Below are 15,722 nucleotides of genomic sequence, written 5' to 3' on the forward strand. Positions count from 1 at the left end.
AGAGATTGGTATAATCTTAGGGGTTTTTACGTGGAGGAGGATGCACAATGAAATCGCAGGAATTGCAAGGTTTTCTGGAATACATTCAGTTAGATAAAAACTATTCTCCGCATACTGTAAAAGAATATGAAACGGATCTTCAGCAATTTGTACAGTTTCTTCAAGAAGAAGCTATTTCTTCTTTTGAAGAAGTTGAGTATGTCCATGCCAGACTATTTGTGACGAGACTATATGATCAAAAGCTTGCGCGCACGACCATCTCCCGCAAAATTTCGGCTATCCGGACATTTTTCTCTTATTTATCAAAAGAGCTTCAAGTGAATTCAGATGCATTCCAAGCGTTGTTTCATCCAAAACAACAGAAAAAGCTTCCGCAGTTCTTTTATGAAGAAGAACTTCAAGCATTGTTTGAAGCCGCACAAGGTGAACAACCGCTGGACCTTCGCAACATGGCCTTACTTGAACTTCTCTATGCGACTGGCATGCGCGTCAGTGAACTGACAAATCTTGAACGAGACGCTCTCGACTTGTCATATGGCATTGTTCGTGTGATGGGAAAAGGAAGAAAAGAGCGGTACATTCCTCTTGGCAGCTTTGCACAAAGTGCGCTTGAAACTTATTTAGAGACAGCTCGTCCTCGTTTAATGAAAGCCAAGGATCACGCGGTGGTCTTTGTTAATCATAGGGGAGACCCTCTGACTGAGATGGGTGTCCGCCATATCTTGCAGCAGATTGTGAAGAAGAGTACGCTCACGAAATCTATCTATCCTCATATGATTCGTCATACATTTGCAACGCATCTGTTGAACAATGGGGCTGATATGCGAACAGTTCAGGAGCTTTTAGGGCATAGTAGTCTGAGTTCGACTCAAATTTATACACATGTTACAAAAGATCATTTGCTTTCCACATATAAAAATGCACATCCACGTGCATAGGAGGTTATCCAAATGGCAATCCACGCAACAACGATATTCGCGATTCAACATAAAGGGCAGTCTGCCATGTCAGGCGATGGTCAGGTGACTCTAGGAAACCAAGTCGTCATGAAACATACAGCGAAAAAAGTCCGAAGACTATTCGGTGGTCAGGTTGTGGCAGGTTTTGCAGGCTCTGTAGCGGATGCATTCACGCTATTTGAGAAGTTTGAAGCGAAGCTGGAGATGTATAACGGCAACTTGCAGCGTGCAGCTGTAGAATTAGCAAAAGAGTGGCGAGGGGATAAAATGCTACGTCAATTAGAAGCCATGCTACTCGTGATGAATAAAGACACGTTACTGCTCGTTTCAGGTACAGGAGAAGTAATAGAGCCAGATGATGGAATTCTTTCCATAGGGTCAGGTGGCAATTACGCTCTAGCTGCAGGTCGAGCACTAAAGAAATTTAGTGGGGAAGCTCTCACAGCTAAAGAAATTGCCCAAGCAGCACTTGAAACAGCAGCAGATATCTGTGTATTCACAAACCATAATATTATTTTGGAGGCGATTGATCATGACGAAAGAAACAACGCCTAAACAGACTAAAGCTTATTTAGACCGCTATATTATCGGCCAAGACGAAGCAAAGAAGGCTATTGCCATAGCACTTCGTAATCGCTACCGTCGGAAGATGCTGTCAGAAGAGATGCAACAAGAAGTCGTTCCAAAAAACATGTTGATGATTGGGCCTACTGGAGTTGGTAAGACAGAAATTGCTCGCCGTATCGCAAAGCTAACTCGTGCTCCTTTCATCAAAGTGGAAGCGACCAAGTTTACAGAAGTCGGCTATGTGGGTAGAGATGTGGAGTCTATGGTACGTGATTTGGTCGAAGCGTCTATTCGCTTAGTGAAAGAAGAAAAGATGGAACAAGTGCGTCCTTTAGCAGAACGTCTTGCTGAAGAACAATTAGTAAAATATTTAGTTCCTTCATTAAAAAAGAAATCTAATCCAAGCAATCCTTTTGAAACACTCCTTGGAGGCCGGATGGAACAAGAAGAGGAAGAAGACAGCACGGTTCGGATCAAGAGAAGTGAAATTGCAGAAAAGCTAAAAGCAGGGCTTCTAGAAGAAGAGGAAGTCACGATTCAAGTAACCGAATCTGTACCTTCTTTGTTTGATATGATGCCAGGCGCAGATCAAGGGCAAGGCGCTCAAATGCAAGATATGCTATCGAATCTGATGCCTAAGAAAAAGAAGAAGCGCAAGATGAAAGTGAAGGATGCCCGTAAAGCACTGATTACAGAAGAAGCAGCTAAGCTTCTCGATAGCGATGAAGTGAATCAAGCGGCTATCGAAAAGGCAGAACAAGACGGCATCATCTTTATTGATGAATTTGATAAGATTGCCGCAAAATCTGGTCACGGCGCAGACGTCTCTCGTGAAGGGGTTCAGCGAGATATTTTACCGATTGTTGAAGGGTCTACCGTATCTACAAAATATGGTGCAGTGAAGACAGATTATATTTTATTCATCGCAGCTGGTGCGTTCCACATGGCAAAACCATCTGATTTGATTCCGGAACTACAAGGTCGTTTTCCGATTCGCGTGGAACTCGAAAAGTTATCGAAAGACGATTTCGTGAGAATTTTAAAAGAGCCGAATCATTCCTTGATTCAGCAATATGTAGCGTTGCTTGCTACAGAAGGTATTGAAGTGGCATTTACGGATGAAGCGATTGACCGCTTAGGGGAGCTTGCTTTTGAAGTAAATCAGGAGACCGATAACATCGGAGCGCGTCGTTTGCATACGCTGTTGGAGAAGGTGATGGAAGATTTATCGTATGAAGCATCAGATATTTCACCAGCTCATATTGATATTACACCTGCATTTGTGGACAGTAAGCTCAAAAATATCGTAAAAAACAAAGATTTGTCACAATTTATCTTGTAAATGAAACTTTTTTGTTTTAAAAACAATTAAAAAGCTTTAGAATATTTTATAAATAGAAAAAATTTAAAGATGGAGGTTCATAATGAATCTATTAACGAAAACACGTAAAATCAATTCCATGCTCCAAGCGTCTGCAGGGCAGCAAGTGAATTTTAAAGAAATGGCTGAATCGTTATCACAAGTAATTGAGTGTAACGTATTTATCGTAAGCCGTAAAGGGAAACTTTTAGGGTTTGATATCAACCAACAGATCGATAACGACCGCATGATCCGTATGCTCGAGGAGCGTCAGTTCCCAGAGGAATATACAAAAAATCTTTTCAAAGTAACAGAAACTTCTTCAAACCTAGATGTGGACAGTGAGTTTACTGCTTTCCCAGTAGAGAACAAAGACTTGTTCAAAGACGGTCTTACAACAATCGTGCCAATCAATGGTGGTGGGGAACGTCTTGGGACGCTGATCCTTGCTCGCATTAAAGATGCATTCGGTGACGACGATTTAATCTTAGCTGAGTACGGTGCTACTGTAGTCGGTATGGAAATTCTTCGTGAGAAATCTGAAGAAATCGAAATTGAAGCGCGCAGTAAAGCGGTTGTTCAAATGGCAATCAACTCACTTTCATACAGTGAGTTAGAAGCTATTGAGCACATCTTTGAAGAGTTGAATGGTAACGAAGGACTTCTAGTTGCTTCAAAAATCGCAGACCGCGTAGGGATTACTCGTTCAGTAATCGTTAACGCTCTTCGTAAATTAGAGTCGGCTGGTGTTATTGAGTCACGCTCACTTGGTATGAAAGGGACTTACATCAAAGTCCTTAACAACAAGTTCCTAGAAGAACTTGAAAACATGAAGTTATAAAAAACGCATCCGACCATTCATTTGGTCGGATTTTTTTGTTGTCAAGCTGTCCAATGTATGGTACATTATAAGACGGTATGATTATACACGCTGTTCTGATGGTCAAGCAGGTGCCTACGGGTCGTTTGATCACAGGAAGAATGGCGGAAGTTTAAACCAATAGGAGGAAATATCATGTCAGTCATTTCTATGAAACAACTACTTGAGGCTGGTGTACACTTCGGTCACCAAACTCGCCGCTGGAACCCAAAAATGAAGAAATATATCTTCGTTGAGCGTAACGGCATTTACATCATCGATCTTCAAAAAACGGTGAAAAAATTAGAAGAAGCTTATGCTTACATGCGTCAAGTTGGCGAAGAAGGCGGTAAAGTCTTGTTCGTTGGTACGAAAAAGCAAGCACAAGAAGCTATCAAGGAAGAAGCAGAACGTTCTGGTAACTACTACATCAACCAACGTTGGTTAGGTGGTACGTTAACAAACTTCGGTACAATCCAAAAGCGTGTTGCTCGTATGAAGCAAATCGAAAAAATGGAAGAAGACGGTACTTTCGCTGTACTTCCTAAAAAAGAAGTTGTTCAACTTAAAAAAGAACACGAGCGCTTAGTGAAATTCTTAGGCGGAGTTCGTGATATGAAATCTCTACCAGACGTTATGTTTGTTGTAGACCCACGCAAAGAGCGTATCGCAGTTGCAGAAGCAATCAAATTACACATCCCAATCGTAGGTATCGTAGATACAAACTGTGATCCGGATGAAATTGATTACGTAATCCCTGCAAACGACGATGCAATCCGTGCTGTTAAACTTCTAACTGGTAAAATGGCGGACGCTTTACTTGAAGCAAAACAAGGTGAAGAGCTAGCTGATACTGAAGAAGTAGCAGCTGAGTAATTTTTAAAACGAACAGGTGATAAGCGGCCAACCCACTTATCACCTTTTTTTAAGAACATAAACGGTATAGGAGGAACTAAACATGGCAGTTACAGCTCAAATGGTAAAAGAATTACGTGAAAAAACAGGCGCAGGTATGATGGACTGTAAAAAAGCGTTAGTAGAAACAAATGGTGATATGGACGCAGCTATTGATTTCTTACGTGAAAAAGGTCTTTCATCTGCAGCTAAAAAAGCAGACCGCATCGCGGCTGAAGGTATTACTGCAATTGAAGTTCAAGGAAATAAAGCAGTACTAGTAGAAGTAAACGCAGAAACAGATTTCGTTGCTAAAAACGAAAACTTCCAACAAGTAGTTAAAGATCTATCTGCACACTTACTAGCAACTGAGCCAGCAACAGTAGAAGAAGCATTAGCATCTACTATGGAAAACGGTTCAACTGTTGAAAACTACATCTCAAACGCAGTAGCTAAAATCGGTGAGAAAATTACTCTTCGCCGTTTCGACATCAAAACAAAAACAGATGCAGACGCATTCGGACCATACCTACACATGGGTGGACGTATTGGTGTTCTAGCTGTTCTTGAAGGTACTACTGATGAAGCAGCAGCTAAAGATGTAGCTATGCACATCGCTGCTCTTAACCCACAATACATCTCTCGTGACGAAGTTTCTGAAGACGAAGTAGAGCGCGAGCGCAAAGTATTAACTGAGCAAGCATTAAACGAAGGCAAACCAGAAAACATTGTTGCTAAAATGGTTGAAGGTCGCCTTGGTAAATATTTCGAAGACGTTTGTGTCCTAGACCAAACTTTCGTTAAAAACCCAGATCAAAAAGTTCGTGACTTCGTAAAAGCTACTGGTGGAGAGTTGGTTTCATTCACTCGCTACGCTGTTGGTGAAGGTATCGAGAAACGTGAAGACAACTTCGCTGAAGAAGTTATGAGCCAAGTTAAAGGGAACTAATTTCATATGAACCCACTAGGGAACACACCTGTGTGTTCCCTATTTTTCAAGACAAAATCTGGGAGGATATAAATGACGACACCACAATATAAACGAATCGTATTAAAGCTGAGCGGAGAAGCACTTGCAGGAGAGCAAGGTTTCGGTTTATCCCCAGCCATCATTAAATCTGTTGCTGAGCAAGTAAAGGAAGTAGTGGATTTAGGTATCGAGGTAGCTGTAGTCGTGGGCGGCGGCAATATCTGGCGTGGAAAAGTAGGTAGTGAAATGGGAATGGACCGTGCTACTGCTGATTACATGGGCATGTTGGCAACAGTGATGAACTCACTTGCCTTACAAGATGCATTAGAAAAACAAGGTGTAGAGTCTCGAGTTCAAACATCTATTGAAATGCGTCAAGTAGCTGAACCGTATATCCGTCGTAAAGCGATTCGTCATTTAGAAAAAGGCCGAGTTGTCATTTTCGCAGCAGGTACAGGCAACCCGTACTTCTCAACAGATACAACAGCAGCATTACGTGCCGCTGAGATTGAAGCAGATGTGATTTTAATGGCGAAAAACAATGTAGATGGTGTCTATTCGGCAGATCCTATGGTGGATCCAACTGCTGTGAAGTATGAAAATCTTTCTTTCCTTGAAGTCATCCAAAATGGTCTTCAAGTGATGGATTCTACAGCGTCTACGCTATGTATGGACAATGACATCGATCTTATTGTATTCTCTATTATGGAAAATGGAAATATTAAAAAAGCGGCACTCGGTGAGACTATTGGGACTGTCGTAAGGAGGAATTCATAATGTCGAAGCAAGTTATCGATCAAACGAAAGATAAAATGGAGAAATCGGTACAAGCCTATTCACGCGAAATTGCAACTATTCGTGCGGGCCGTGCCAATGCGTCTCTTCTTGATAAAATCACTGTAGATTACTACGGTTCTCCAACACCGATTAATCAAATGGCTGGAATCTCGACTCCAGAAGCACGTCTTCTAGTAATTCAGCCTTACGATAAAACAGTAATCAATGATATCGAAAAAGCAATCATGAAATCAGATTTAGGGATTTCTCCAACAAATGATGGTTCTGTCATTCGTCTTGCAGTTCCAGCCCTTACGGAAGAGCGTCGTAAAGACCTTGCAAAACTTGTGAAAAAAGAAGCGGAAGAAGCAAAAGTTCATATTCGTAACGTGCGTCGTGACGGAAATGAAGATTTGAAAAAACTTGAAAAGAATGGCGAGATCACAGAAGATGATCTACGCAGCTATCAAGACGACGTTCAGAAGCTAACAGACCAGTACATCGCGAAAATCGATGAGTTGGCGAAAGAAAAAGAAAACGAGATCATGGAAATTTAGGTCCTAAGCGTCCTCTTCGGAGGATGCTTTTCTTTTGTCCCGAAACCTTCCACCCAAAAAAGCGTTCATATGATGAAAGTTAAAAATTCGACTCATAACATGTATGAAATTTGGTATGATAGGATATATATGTTTTGATACGAGCGTTTGGAGGAACTTATACATGTTTAAAAAGCTTTTTACACAAAAGCATACACCAATTGAAGGCGACGAGCAGATTATCGCTGGTCCCATACCAGAGCACATTGCCATTATTATGGACGGTAACGGGCGATGGGCAACAAAACGTGCGCTTCCTCGGATAGCAGGACATCATGAAGGCATGAAGACGGTGCGGAAAATTACACGCTATGCAAATGACATCGGTGTAAAAGTACTCACTCTCTATGCATTTTCAACGGAAAACTGGTCTCGACCTAAAAAAGAGGTCGAATTTTTAATGCGTCTTCCCGAAGAATTTTTAAGCACGTATTTACCAGAACTGATTGAAAAGAATGTACAAGTACAGATCATGGGAGATTTTGACTCACTTCCTCAACATACACAACGCGCCGTAAAGCGAGCAATTGATGAAACGAGTCACAATACCGGACTTATTTTAAATTTTGCACTTAACTATGGCAGTCGAACAGAAATCGTACATGCAGTGAAAGCTATTACGCAAGCTGTTCAAAAAGGGGAACTCGCTGCTGAGGATATAACAGAACAGTGCATCAGCGAACATTTAATGACAAAACATTTGGTGGAACCTGACCTCTTGATCCGAACGAGTGGAGAAGTCCGCTTAAGCAATTTCATGCTGTGGCAACTTGCTTATACGGAGTTTTGGTTTACAGATGTATTGTGGCCAGATTTTGATGAAGCCTGCCTATTAGAAGCGATTCAAGTGTACCAAACACGGAACCGACGCTATGGCGGACTGGAGGAACAAACAAAATGAAAGAACGGATCATTACCGCTATCGTAGCGATGGCGTTATTCATACCTCTAGTATGGCTAGGTGGTATTCCTTTTACTCTTGCAATTTATGCGCTAGCGACAATTGCTCTTTATGAAATTTTGCGAATGAAACAAATACGTTTAGTGTCCATTCCTGGAGCGCTAGCTCTGATCAATTTATATGTGCTGTTATTACCTTTAAAGTATGAAGAAACACTTTTAGGGTGGACAGGACACGACAAAATGACTTTGGTTTATGTCTTAGTGTTTATGTTGCTTTTGTATGCTGTGTTAGTAAAAAACACATTTACATACGATGATGCTGCATTTGTATTTTTTGGTATGCTCTATATCGGAATCGGTTTCTACTATTTAATCGAGACACGTATGGACGGATTAATATACGTCGTCTTTGCGTTGCTAATTGTGTGGACGACAGATTCTGGAGCTTACTTCACAGGAAGAAAGTTTGGTAAGAAAAAGTTATGGCCTGAGATTTCTCCAAACAAGACTGTTGAAGGCTTCTACGGTGGTGTCTTGGCAGCAATCGTTTTTGCTTTTGTATTAAACTGGTTATTCCCATTTGCAGATTCTCTTCTGCAACTACTCTTTGTAACCATTGCTGCGTCCATCATCGGACAGTTTGGTGACTTAGCTGAATCAGCTATTAAGCGCCATTATCATGTGAAAGATTCTGGTACATTGCTGCCGGGGCACGGTGGTATATTAGACCGCTTTGATTCCCTGCTATTTGTAATTCCATTACTGCACTTTTTACATTTTGTTTAAATCACAGGTTTGATCGATGAGGAGATTGCCGGATGAAAAAGATTAGTTTACTTGGAGCAACAGGATCCATTGGTCTCCAAACATTAGACGTACTTCGCACACACCCAGAAAATTTTACATTAGTTGCATTTTCAGTTGGGCAACAAGTGAATCAAGCTATTGAGATTGCCCGTGAATTTCGTGTTCCACTTGTATCCATAGCTAATGAGAGTGATGTGAAGATGGTACAAGCGGCTTTACCTGAATCAACTGTTCTATTTGGAGCCGAAGGATTAGTAGCTGTCGCAGCAGAATCCGGTGCGGATTTACTTGTCAATGCAGTGCTTGGAAGTGTTGGGTTACAACCTACTTTAAAAGCCATTGAAAAAGGTATTACCATTGCTATTGCCAACAAAGAGACTCTTGTTACAGCCGGTCATTTGGTAATGGAAGCAGCCCGCAAACATCAAGTTGCCATTTTACCTGTAGACAGTGAACATTCTGCTTTATTTCAAGCTTTGAACGGAGAAAATCCAAAACAGATCAATAAATTGATCATCACCGCTTCTGGTGGTAGCTTCAGAGATAAGACACGAGCAGAGCTTGAACATGTGACCGTACAAGATGCACTCAACCATCCTAATTGGTCCATGGGAAGTAAAATCACGATTGATTCTGCGACGATGATGAACAAGGGGCTTGAAGTCATTGAGGCTCACGTATTGTTTGATATGCCTTACGAAGACATTGAAGTCGTATTGCACCGAGAGAGTATCATTCATTCCATGATTGAATTTGTAGACACTAGTGTTATAGCACAACTAGGAACTCCTGATATGCGAGTACCGATTCAGTACGCGTTGACATACCCAGACCGCTTTCCACTACCTCAAGGCAAACGATTGAATCTAGTAGAGATTGGAAAGTTACATTTCGAGAAGATGGACCTTGAGCGGTACAAAGCTCTAGACTTAGCAATTCAAGCAGGTAAAATTGGCGGAACGGCCACAACTGTTTTAAATGCGGCCAATGAAGCTGCCGTCAGTCTCTTTTTGCAAGAAAAACTTTCTTTCTTAGCTATTGATAGCGCTATTGAAAAAGCACTCGAAAACCATCAAGTGATTGAAAAACCATCTTTACAAACCATCTTAGAAGTGGATGCTGAAACAAGAAGAATGGTTGAAAACATGGTACACTAAGCATATTGTAAGAAATGAAGGTGGGGTAACATGGAAACAGCTATTGCGTTTATATTGATATTTGGATCCATCGTGTTTTTTCATGAACTTGGCCATTTTATTTTTGCAAAACGAGCGGGTATCATGGTTCGGGAATTTGCAATTGGAATGGGACCTAAACTGATTGGTTATACAAAAGGTGAAACGGTCTACACCATTCGTCTTTTACCAATCGGAGGTTACGTCCGGATGGCAGGGGAAGATCTTGACGCAATCGATTTACAACCAGGTTACCGAGTAGGTGTCCGGTTAAATGATGCGGGCGAAGTGGATTTACTAGTAATGAACCAAAAAAATTATTTGCCGGATATGCATTTCCTTGAAGTTGAACGTGCCGACTTAATGAAAGACATGTATATTGAAGGGTATGACGAGTCCGAACAATTTGTACGGTACTCCATTGCACGAGATGCAAAGGTGAACGAATCTGGTCGCGAATCTTTAATTGCGCCGTTTGATCGTCAGTTCCATTCTAAAACGGTTGGCCAGCGCTCACTTGCTATTTTTGCTGGTCCACTATTCAATTTCATTTTAGCGTTTCTTGTGTTTACAGCACTTGCGCTTTTCCGAGGTATTCCTACAGATGAGCCTCTGATTAGCACTGTTATGGCAGATTCACCAGCGGCAGAGTCGGGATTGATGCAAGGAGATGAAGTCACTGCAATTGATGGACAAGCGATTTCTTCATGGGAAGAAATGGCGCTTACGATTCAAGAAAATCCAGAAACACCACTAACGTTTGATGTAGAACGAGATGGCCAGCCGGTTTCTCTTGAAATCACACCGAATGCTGTGGAAAATGGAGAACAAACGATTGGGCAGATAGGTATTCAAAGTCCACTTGAAAAGTCAGTGTTAGGATCTTTTAGTTACGGAGCAACACAAACCTATGAATGGACTGTACTGATTTTCCAATTACTTGGGAATTTGATTACCGGTCAGTTCAGTATCGATGATTTATCGGGACCTGTTGGCATCTACAAAGCAACGGAAGAAGTAGCGAAGTTTGGGATATTCAACCTCATGAACTGGACAGCCGTACTAAGTATCAATCTTGGTATTATGAACTTGCTTCCTTTACCAGCATTAGATGGGGGCCGCTTGTTATTCTTTGGATTTGAAGCATTGAGAGGCCGTCCGATCGACAAGCAACGGGAAGGAATGGTCCACTTTGTGGGCATCATGTTATTGATGGTATTAATGGTTGTCGTTACATGGAACGATATTCAACGCTTTTTCTTTTAATGAAGACCTGGGGAAAGTTCACATGCTGAACTTTCCCTTATTTTTACGGTAAGGAGGGACCACTATGCAAACAAATCGAATGAAAATGCTCCTTCTATTGCAACAACTTGAGTTAGAAGAAGATAGCTATAGTAATGCATTTGAAAGTTATGAACTTGAAAAATTGACTGTACATAAAAAAGACCGCTTGTGGAAATTCCGTCTGATTGGGCAACACGCTTTACCTGGCCCCATTTTTCGAGAGTTTAAAAAACGTCTTGTCGAGCGCTTCAAAGGCATTGCAGTTGTAGATCTAGAGATTCAACTGACGGGACCTTATGATTTATCAGAAGTAATTCCGGCTTATTGGCTTGACGTGGTTGAATCCTTTTATGAGATGAGTCCACCTTTAAAAGAGTTGCTTGCTTCTCAAACACCACAGGTAGAAGGGCAACTTGTTCGCGTAAAATGCGCGCAAGAGCTCGAGCTTCGTACTCTTCAAACAAAGTACTTCCCGTCTCTTGCAGGTGCTTATCAAAAACTCGGCATTCACTCGGTTCGGTTTGATTGTGTGCTAGAGGAGAATACGGAAAAACTTGCTGAAATGCAGCGTCAGTTCTTTGAACAGAAGCGTCAAGAAGAAGAAGAACTGAGCCGGAAAGCTCTTGCTGACCAAATGAACCGTGAACAAAACACTTCAGATGAGAATGTGCCACAAGGTCCATTCCAATTGGGTGTTCAAATCAAGCACGACGAGCCAGTCGTGGAAATTCGTCGCATTCAAGATGAGGAGCGACGCATAACAATCGAAGGATACGTCTTTGATGTAGAAATCAAGGAACTCCGAAGTGGGCGTTCTTTACTGACAGCAAAAGTTACAGATTATACGGATTCGATCCTTGTTAAAATGTTCTCAAGAGATAAAGAAGATGTCCAGATGATGGAGCGTCTGAAAAAAGGCATGTGGATCCGTACGAGAGGATCTGTGCAAAACGATACATTCGTTCGTGATTTGATCATGATGGCTCAAGATATGAATGAAATTCGTCCGGAAGTGAAGCAAGACAAAGCTCCTGAAGGACAAAAACGAGTTGAGCTCCATATGCATTCACCTATGAGTGCTATGGATGCGGTCACTCCAGTTGGAGAGTTGATCAAACAAGCGGCCAAATGGGGACATCCTGCAGTTGCCATTACCGATCACGGGAATGTCCAGGCGTTTCCTGACGCTTATGCTGCTGGAAAAGCAAACGGCATCAAAGTCATTTATGGTCTAGAGGCAAGTCTAGTTCATGACGGTGTACCCATTGCTTATGAGCCGGTTGACCGAAATCTAGAGCACGCTGACTTTATCGTATTTGACGTAGAGACAACGGGTCTATCTGCGACTTATGACAAAATCATTGAGCTTGCTGCTGTGAAGATACGTGACGGCGCTATAGTAGATAAGTTCGAACGGTTCGTTAACCCGCACCAAACGTTATCTGCTACTACGATTGAATTGACAGGGATTACAGATGACATGGTTCGAGATGCTCCTGAACTGGATCAAGTAGCAAAAGAGTTTCATGCATTCATTGGAGATGCGATTGTCGTAGCTCATAATGCTTCATTTGATATGGGCTTTTTATACGAAGCGTATCGTAAGACAGGGATTGAAACGTCCGACCATCCCATCATCGATACATTAGAGCTTGCGCGCTTTTTGCATCCAGAGATGAAAAATCACCGGTTAGGAACGCTTGCTAAAAAGTTCAACATCGAATTGACCCAGGCTCACCGAGCAATTTATGACTGTGAAGCTACTGGATATTTACTTTTACACTTATTAAAAGAAGCGGAACAAAGAGGTATTACCAATCACAATCAATTAAATGACTATGTGGGTGAAGGCGATGCCTACAAGCGAGGGAGACCTTCGCACTGTACAATTCTTGCAGTAAATGACGAAGGCTTGAAAAATCTCTTCCATTTAGTTTCGCTATCTCATGTAAAAACATTTTATCGTGTACCTCGAATTACACGTTCAACACTACAAAAATACCGCAAAGGCTTACTGATCGGTTCCGGTTGTGACAAAGGTGAGGTCTTTGAGGGGCTCATGCAAAAACCACTAGAACAAGTGGAGCAGATTGCGAAGTTCTATGATTATTTAGAAGTGCATCCAAAGGATGTGTACCAACACCTTATTGAATTGGAACTTGTTCGTGATGAATGGAACTTAGAAGACATCATTCGTAAAATGATCAAACTTGGTAAACGCATTAATAAGCCAGTTGTGGCCACTGGGAACGTGCATTATCTTACAGAGAATGATGCCATCTACCGAAAGATCTTAGTTAGCGGGATGGGAGGAGCCAATCCTCTAAACCGTCATGAACTTCCAAAAGTTCACTTCCGGACAACTGATGAAATGCTTGAAGCTTTTGATTTCTTAGGAAAAGAGACGGCGCATCAGATTGTGGTTGAAAACTCACAAGCCATTGCTGATCGAATCGGTGACGTTAAACCAATTAAAGATGACTTGTTTGCTCCAAAAATCGAAGGAGCAGATGATGAAATCAAAGAATTGACCTATACTCGTGCGAAAGAGATATACGGGGACGAACTACCTGAAATCGTCTCAGCTCGAATTGAAAAAGAACTGACATCTATTATTGGGCATGGATTTGGAGTCATCTATTTGATCTCTCATAAGCTTGTTAAAAAATCACTGGATGATGGCTATCTAGTTGGTTCACGTGGGTCGGTTGGTTCCTCTCTGGTAGCTACCTTGACAGACATCACGGAAGTGAATCCATTGCCTCCGCATTATGTATGTCCGGAGTGTAAAAAGTCTGAGTTCTTCCAAGACGGTTCTGTAGGGTCTGGTTATGACTTACCGGATAAGGAATGTCCCGACTGCAACATTCTCTATAAAAAAGACGGACAGGATATCCCTTTCGAAACATTCTTAGGATTTAAAGGAGATAAAGTTCCCGATATCGACTTGAACTTTAGTGGAGAGTACCAGCCCACAGCTCACAATTATACGAAGGAACTTTTTGGAGAAGACAATGTGTTCCGTGCCGGGACAATTGGTACGGTTGCTGAGAAGACCGCTTACGGATACGTGAAAGGATATGCGTCTGATCACAATCTTGTAATGCGCGGGGCCGAAGTAGACCGTCTAGTAAAAGGATGTACGGGAGTCAAACGTTCCACAGGGCAACACCCAGGGGGAATCATCGTAGTACCCGATTACATGGATATTTACGACTTCTCGCCAATCCAGTTCCCTGCAGATGCACAGGATTCTAGTTGGAAGACAACACATTTTGACTTCCACTCCATCCACGACAATCTATTGAAACTCGATATTCTTGGTCACGATGATCCAACGGTTATTCGAATGCTTCAAGACTTATCAGGCATTGATCCAAAAACGATTCCAACCGACGATCCTGAAGTGATGAAAATCTTTAGTGGCACAGAGTCACTTGGGGTCACACAGGAACAAATCGACTGTAAGACAGGGACGCTTGGAATTCCTGAGTTTGGAACCCGCTTTGTACGACAGATGTTAGAAGAGACGAAGCCTTCTACGTTTTCTGAACTGGTACAGATCTCAGGTCTGTCCCACGGAACAGACGTCTGGCTTGGTAACGCACAGGAACTAATTCAAGCAGGAACTTGTCAACTGAGCGATGTAATCGGCTGTCGAGATGACATCATGGTTTACTTGATCTATCAAGGACTTGAACCATCCCTCGCGTTCAAAATTATGGAGTCTGTGCGTAAAGGAAAAGGCTTAACGCCTGAATTTGAAGAAGAGATGAAAAAGAACAGTGTGCCGGCATGGTATATCGAGTCGTGTAAAAAGATCAAGTACATGTTCCCGAAAGGTGCGCCACGTTGATGGACAACCTCGTCAGAAATGACGAATAAAACCATCCCGTGAAGAAATAACAAAGACAGTAGTCAAAGTGATTTCATCACGAGAACTACATCACACGACACGAAGAGTGAAAACCTCTTCCACTCAGAACAGTAATGAGTGAAAAGCCCTGAACACCGCGACTGGCTCTAAATCTCTCACAGAGGAAGAGTCAGAGAGCTCGCTAAGGACATCCTGGAAGCATCTCAAGTAGATGTTAGTAAGGGTGGGGGTCCTGTAAAAGTTGTCATGGTTAGGAACACGAACTCCCGTTGGGAAAGGCTCGTAAGGACAATATCATCGCGAGGTGATGGCTACCGCTTGCGGTAGACCTCTAGCGGTTACCCTATCTTTTGGGGGTGTAACTGCGGGTATCCATTCGTAGGATACTCAGTATATCGATTAAACTGTTTTCGATGTGCCTGGAGGCGGGTCAGAGGGAGAACCTAAAACGACTATAATAAAAGGATAGTGAGATGTGGAACGTGGGAAGGTCAGCAGACTGAGGGAGGAGCCCGGTGAAGTCTTGAGAGTAGGAAATGACTCTCTTAAATTGACTGACAGCAGCCCGTAGTAGCGTTGAAGCACCGTAATGGGTGCGGAGCGAAGGGGCATAGTCAAGTTCTAATCAAACTCAATACAACGAAAATTGCTGAGAATCTCCGTTGAGAATCAATTACAAAGGCAGTGTAAA

General features: G+C 42.2%; 12 protein-coding genes and 1 pseudogene. All 13 read left to right on the forward strand.

From position 1 onward, the window contains the following. The first annotated feature begins 47 nt into the window (after nt 1–47). Nucleotides 48–938: a tyrosine recombinase XerC gene (gene xerC, locus CF394_RS02320; protein ID WP_094941651.1), complete on the forward strand. Its 891-nt coding sequence runs from the start codon at nt 48–50 to the stop codon at nt 936–938. Nucleotides 939–950: 12 nt separating this feature from the next. Beyond that, nucleotides 951–1,514 (forward strand): ATP-dependent protease subunit HslV, encoded by a 564-nt coding sequence (gene hslV, locus CF394_RS02325; RefSeq protein ID WP_094941652.1) that lies wholly within the window; start codon nt 951–953, stop codon nt 1,512–1,514. Then, complete coding sequence (gene hslU, locus CF394_RS02330; protein ID WP_094941653.1) at nt 1,492–2,868, forward strand: ATP-dependent protease ATPase subunit HslU; 1,377 nt, start codon at nt 1,492–1,494, stop codon at nt 2,866–2,868. The genes hslV and hslU overlap by 23 nt, the downstream gene beginning before the upstream one ends. An 82-nt stretch (nt 2,869–2,950) precedes the next feature. Next, complete coding sequence (gene codY / locus CF394_RS02335) at nt 2,951–3,727, forward strand: GTP-sensing pleiotropic transcriptional regulator CodY (RefSeq protein ID WP_094941654.1); 777 nt, start codon at nt 2,951–2,953, stop codon at nt 3,725–3,727. 174 nt (nt 3,728–3,901) lie between these two features. Continuing rightward, nucleotides 3,902–4,621 carry a 30S ribosomal protein S2 gene (gene rpsB / locus CF394_RS02340; RefSeq protein ID WP_094941655.1) on the forward strand — a complete coding sequence of 240 codons (720 nt, stop codon included), beginning with the start codon at nt 3,902–3,904 and terminating at the stop codon, nt 4,619–4,621. Nucleotides 4,622–4,703: 82 nt separating this feature from the next. Beyond that, the gene (tsf, locus tag CF394_RS02345; RefSeq protein ID WP_094941656.1) at nt 4,704–5,588 is read left to right on the forward strand and encodes a translation elongation factor Ts; all 885 of its coding nucleotides are present in this window, start codon (nt 4,704–4,706) and stop codon (nt 5,586–5,588) included. 72 nt (nt 5,589–5,660) lie between these two features. Then, nucleotides 5,661–6,386, forward strand: a complete 726-nt coding sequence (gene pyrH, locus CF394_RS02350) for a UMP kinase (protein ID WP_094941657.1) — start codon at nt 5,661–5,663, stop codon at nt 6,384–6,386. Next, the gene (gene frr / locus CF394_RS02355; protein ID WP_094941658.1) at nt 6,386–6,943 is read left to right on the forward strand and encodes a ribosome recycling factor; all 558 of its coding nucleotides are present in this window, start codon (nt 6,386–6,388) and stop codon (nt 6,941–6,943) included. The genes pyrH and frr overlap by 1 nt, the downstream gene beginning before the upstream one ends. Nucleotides 6,944–7,106: 163 nt before the next feature. After that, on the forward strand, nt 7,107–7,883 hold the full coding sequence (gene uppS, locus CF394_RS02360) for an undecaprenyl pyrophosphate synthase (RefSeq protein ID WP_094941659.1): 777 nt from the start codon (nt 7,107–7,109) through the stop codon (nt 7,881–7,883). Then, nucleotides 7,880–8,671, forward strand: a complete 792-nt coding sequence (locus tag CF394_RS02365; protein ID WP_094941660.1) for a phosphatidate cytidylyltransferase — start codon at nt 7,880–7,882, stop codon at nt 8,669–8,671. Before uppS ends, CF394_RS02365 begins: the two co-directional genes overlap by 4 nt. A gap of 32 nt (nt 8,672–8,703) precedes the next feature. Then, nucleotides 8,704–9,849, forward strand: a complete 1,146-nt coding sequence (dxr, locus tag CF394_RS02370) for a 1-deoxy-D-xylulose-5-phosphate reductoisomerase (protein ID WP_094941661.1) — start codon at nt 8,704–8,706, stop codon at nt 9,847–9,849. Between the two features lie 30 nt (nt 9,850–9,879). After that, nucleotides 9,880–11,133, forward strand: a complete 1,254-nt coding sequence (rseP, locus tag CF394_RS02375) for an RIP metalloprotease RseP (protein WP_094941662.1) — start codon at nt 9,880–9,882, stop codon at nt 11,131–11,133. 64 nt (nt 11,134–11,197) lie between these two features. Next, nucleotides 11,198–14,995 (forward strand): annotated as a pseudogene (locus CF394_RS02380) (PolC-type DNA polymerase III); the annotation flags it as partial. Nucleotides 14,996–15,722: the final 727 nt, after the last annotated feature.

The organism is Tetzosporium hominis (assembly GCF_002265435.1).
Classification (GTDB): domain Bacteria; phylum Bacillota; class Bacilli; order Bacillales_A; family Planococcaceae; genus Chryseomicrobium; species Chryseomicrobium hominis.

What these genes read in the sequence shown, in the direction of transcription:
- rseP (WP_094941662.1), top strand. Translation starts at nt 9,880, where the DNA reads ATGGAAACAGCTATTGCGTTTATATTGATATTTGGATCCATCGTGTTT.
- xerC (WP_094941651.1), top strand. Translation starts at nt 48, where the DNA reads ATGAAATCGCAGGAATTGCAAGGTTTTCTGGAATACATTCAGTTAGAT.
- pyrH (WP_094941657.1), top strand. Translation starts at nt 5,661, where the DNA reads ATGACGACACCACAATATAAACGAATCGTATTAAAGCTGAGCGGAGAA.
- codY (WP_094941654.1), top strand. Translation starts at nt 2,951, where the DNA reads ATGAATCTATTAACGAAAACACGTAAAATCAATTCCATGCTCCAAGCG.
- hslV (WP_094941652.1), top strand. Translation starts at nt 951, where the DNA reads ATGGCAATCCACGCAACAACGATATTCGCGATTCAACATAAAGGGCAG.
- tsf (WP_094941656.1), top strand. Translation starts at nt 4,704, where the DNA reads ATGGCAGTTACAGCTCAAATGGTAAAAGAATTACGTGAAAAAACAGGC.
- hslU (WP_094941653.1), top strand. Translation starts at nt 1,492, where the DNA reads ATGACGAAAGAAACAACGCCTAAACAGACTAAAGCTTATTTAGACCGC.
- rpsB (WP_094941655.1), top strand. Translation starts at nt 3,902, where the DNA reads ATGTCAGTCATTTCTATGAAACAACTACTTGAGGCTGGTGTACACTTC.
- CF394_RS02365 (WP_094941660.1), top strand. Translation starts at nt 7,880, where the DNA reads ATGAAAGAACGGATCATTACCGCTATCGTAGCGATGGCGTTATTCATA.
- uppS (WP_094941659.1), top strand. Translation starts at nt 7,107, where the DNA reads ATGTTTAAAAAGCTTTTTACACAAAAGCATACACCAATTGAAGGCGAC.
- frr (WP_094941658.1), top strand. Translation starts at nt 6,386, where the DNA reads ATGTCGAAGCAAGTTATCGATCAAACGAAAGATAAAATGGAGAAATCG.
- dxr (WP_094941661.1), top strand. Translation starts at nt 8,704, where the DNA reads ATGAAAAAGATTAGTTTACTTGGAGCAACAGGATCCATTGGTCTCCAA.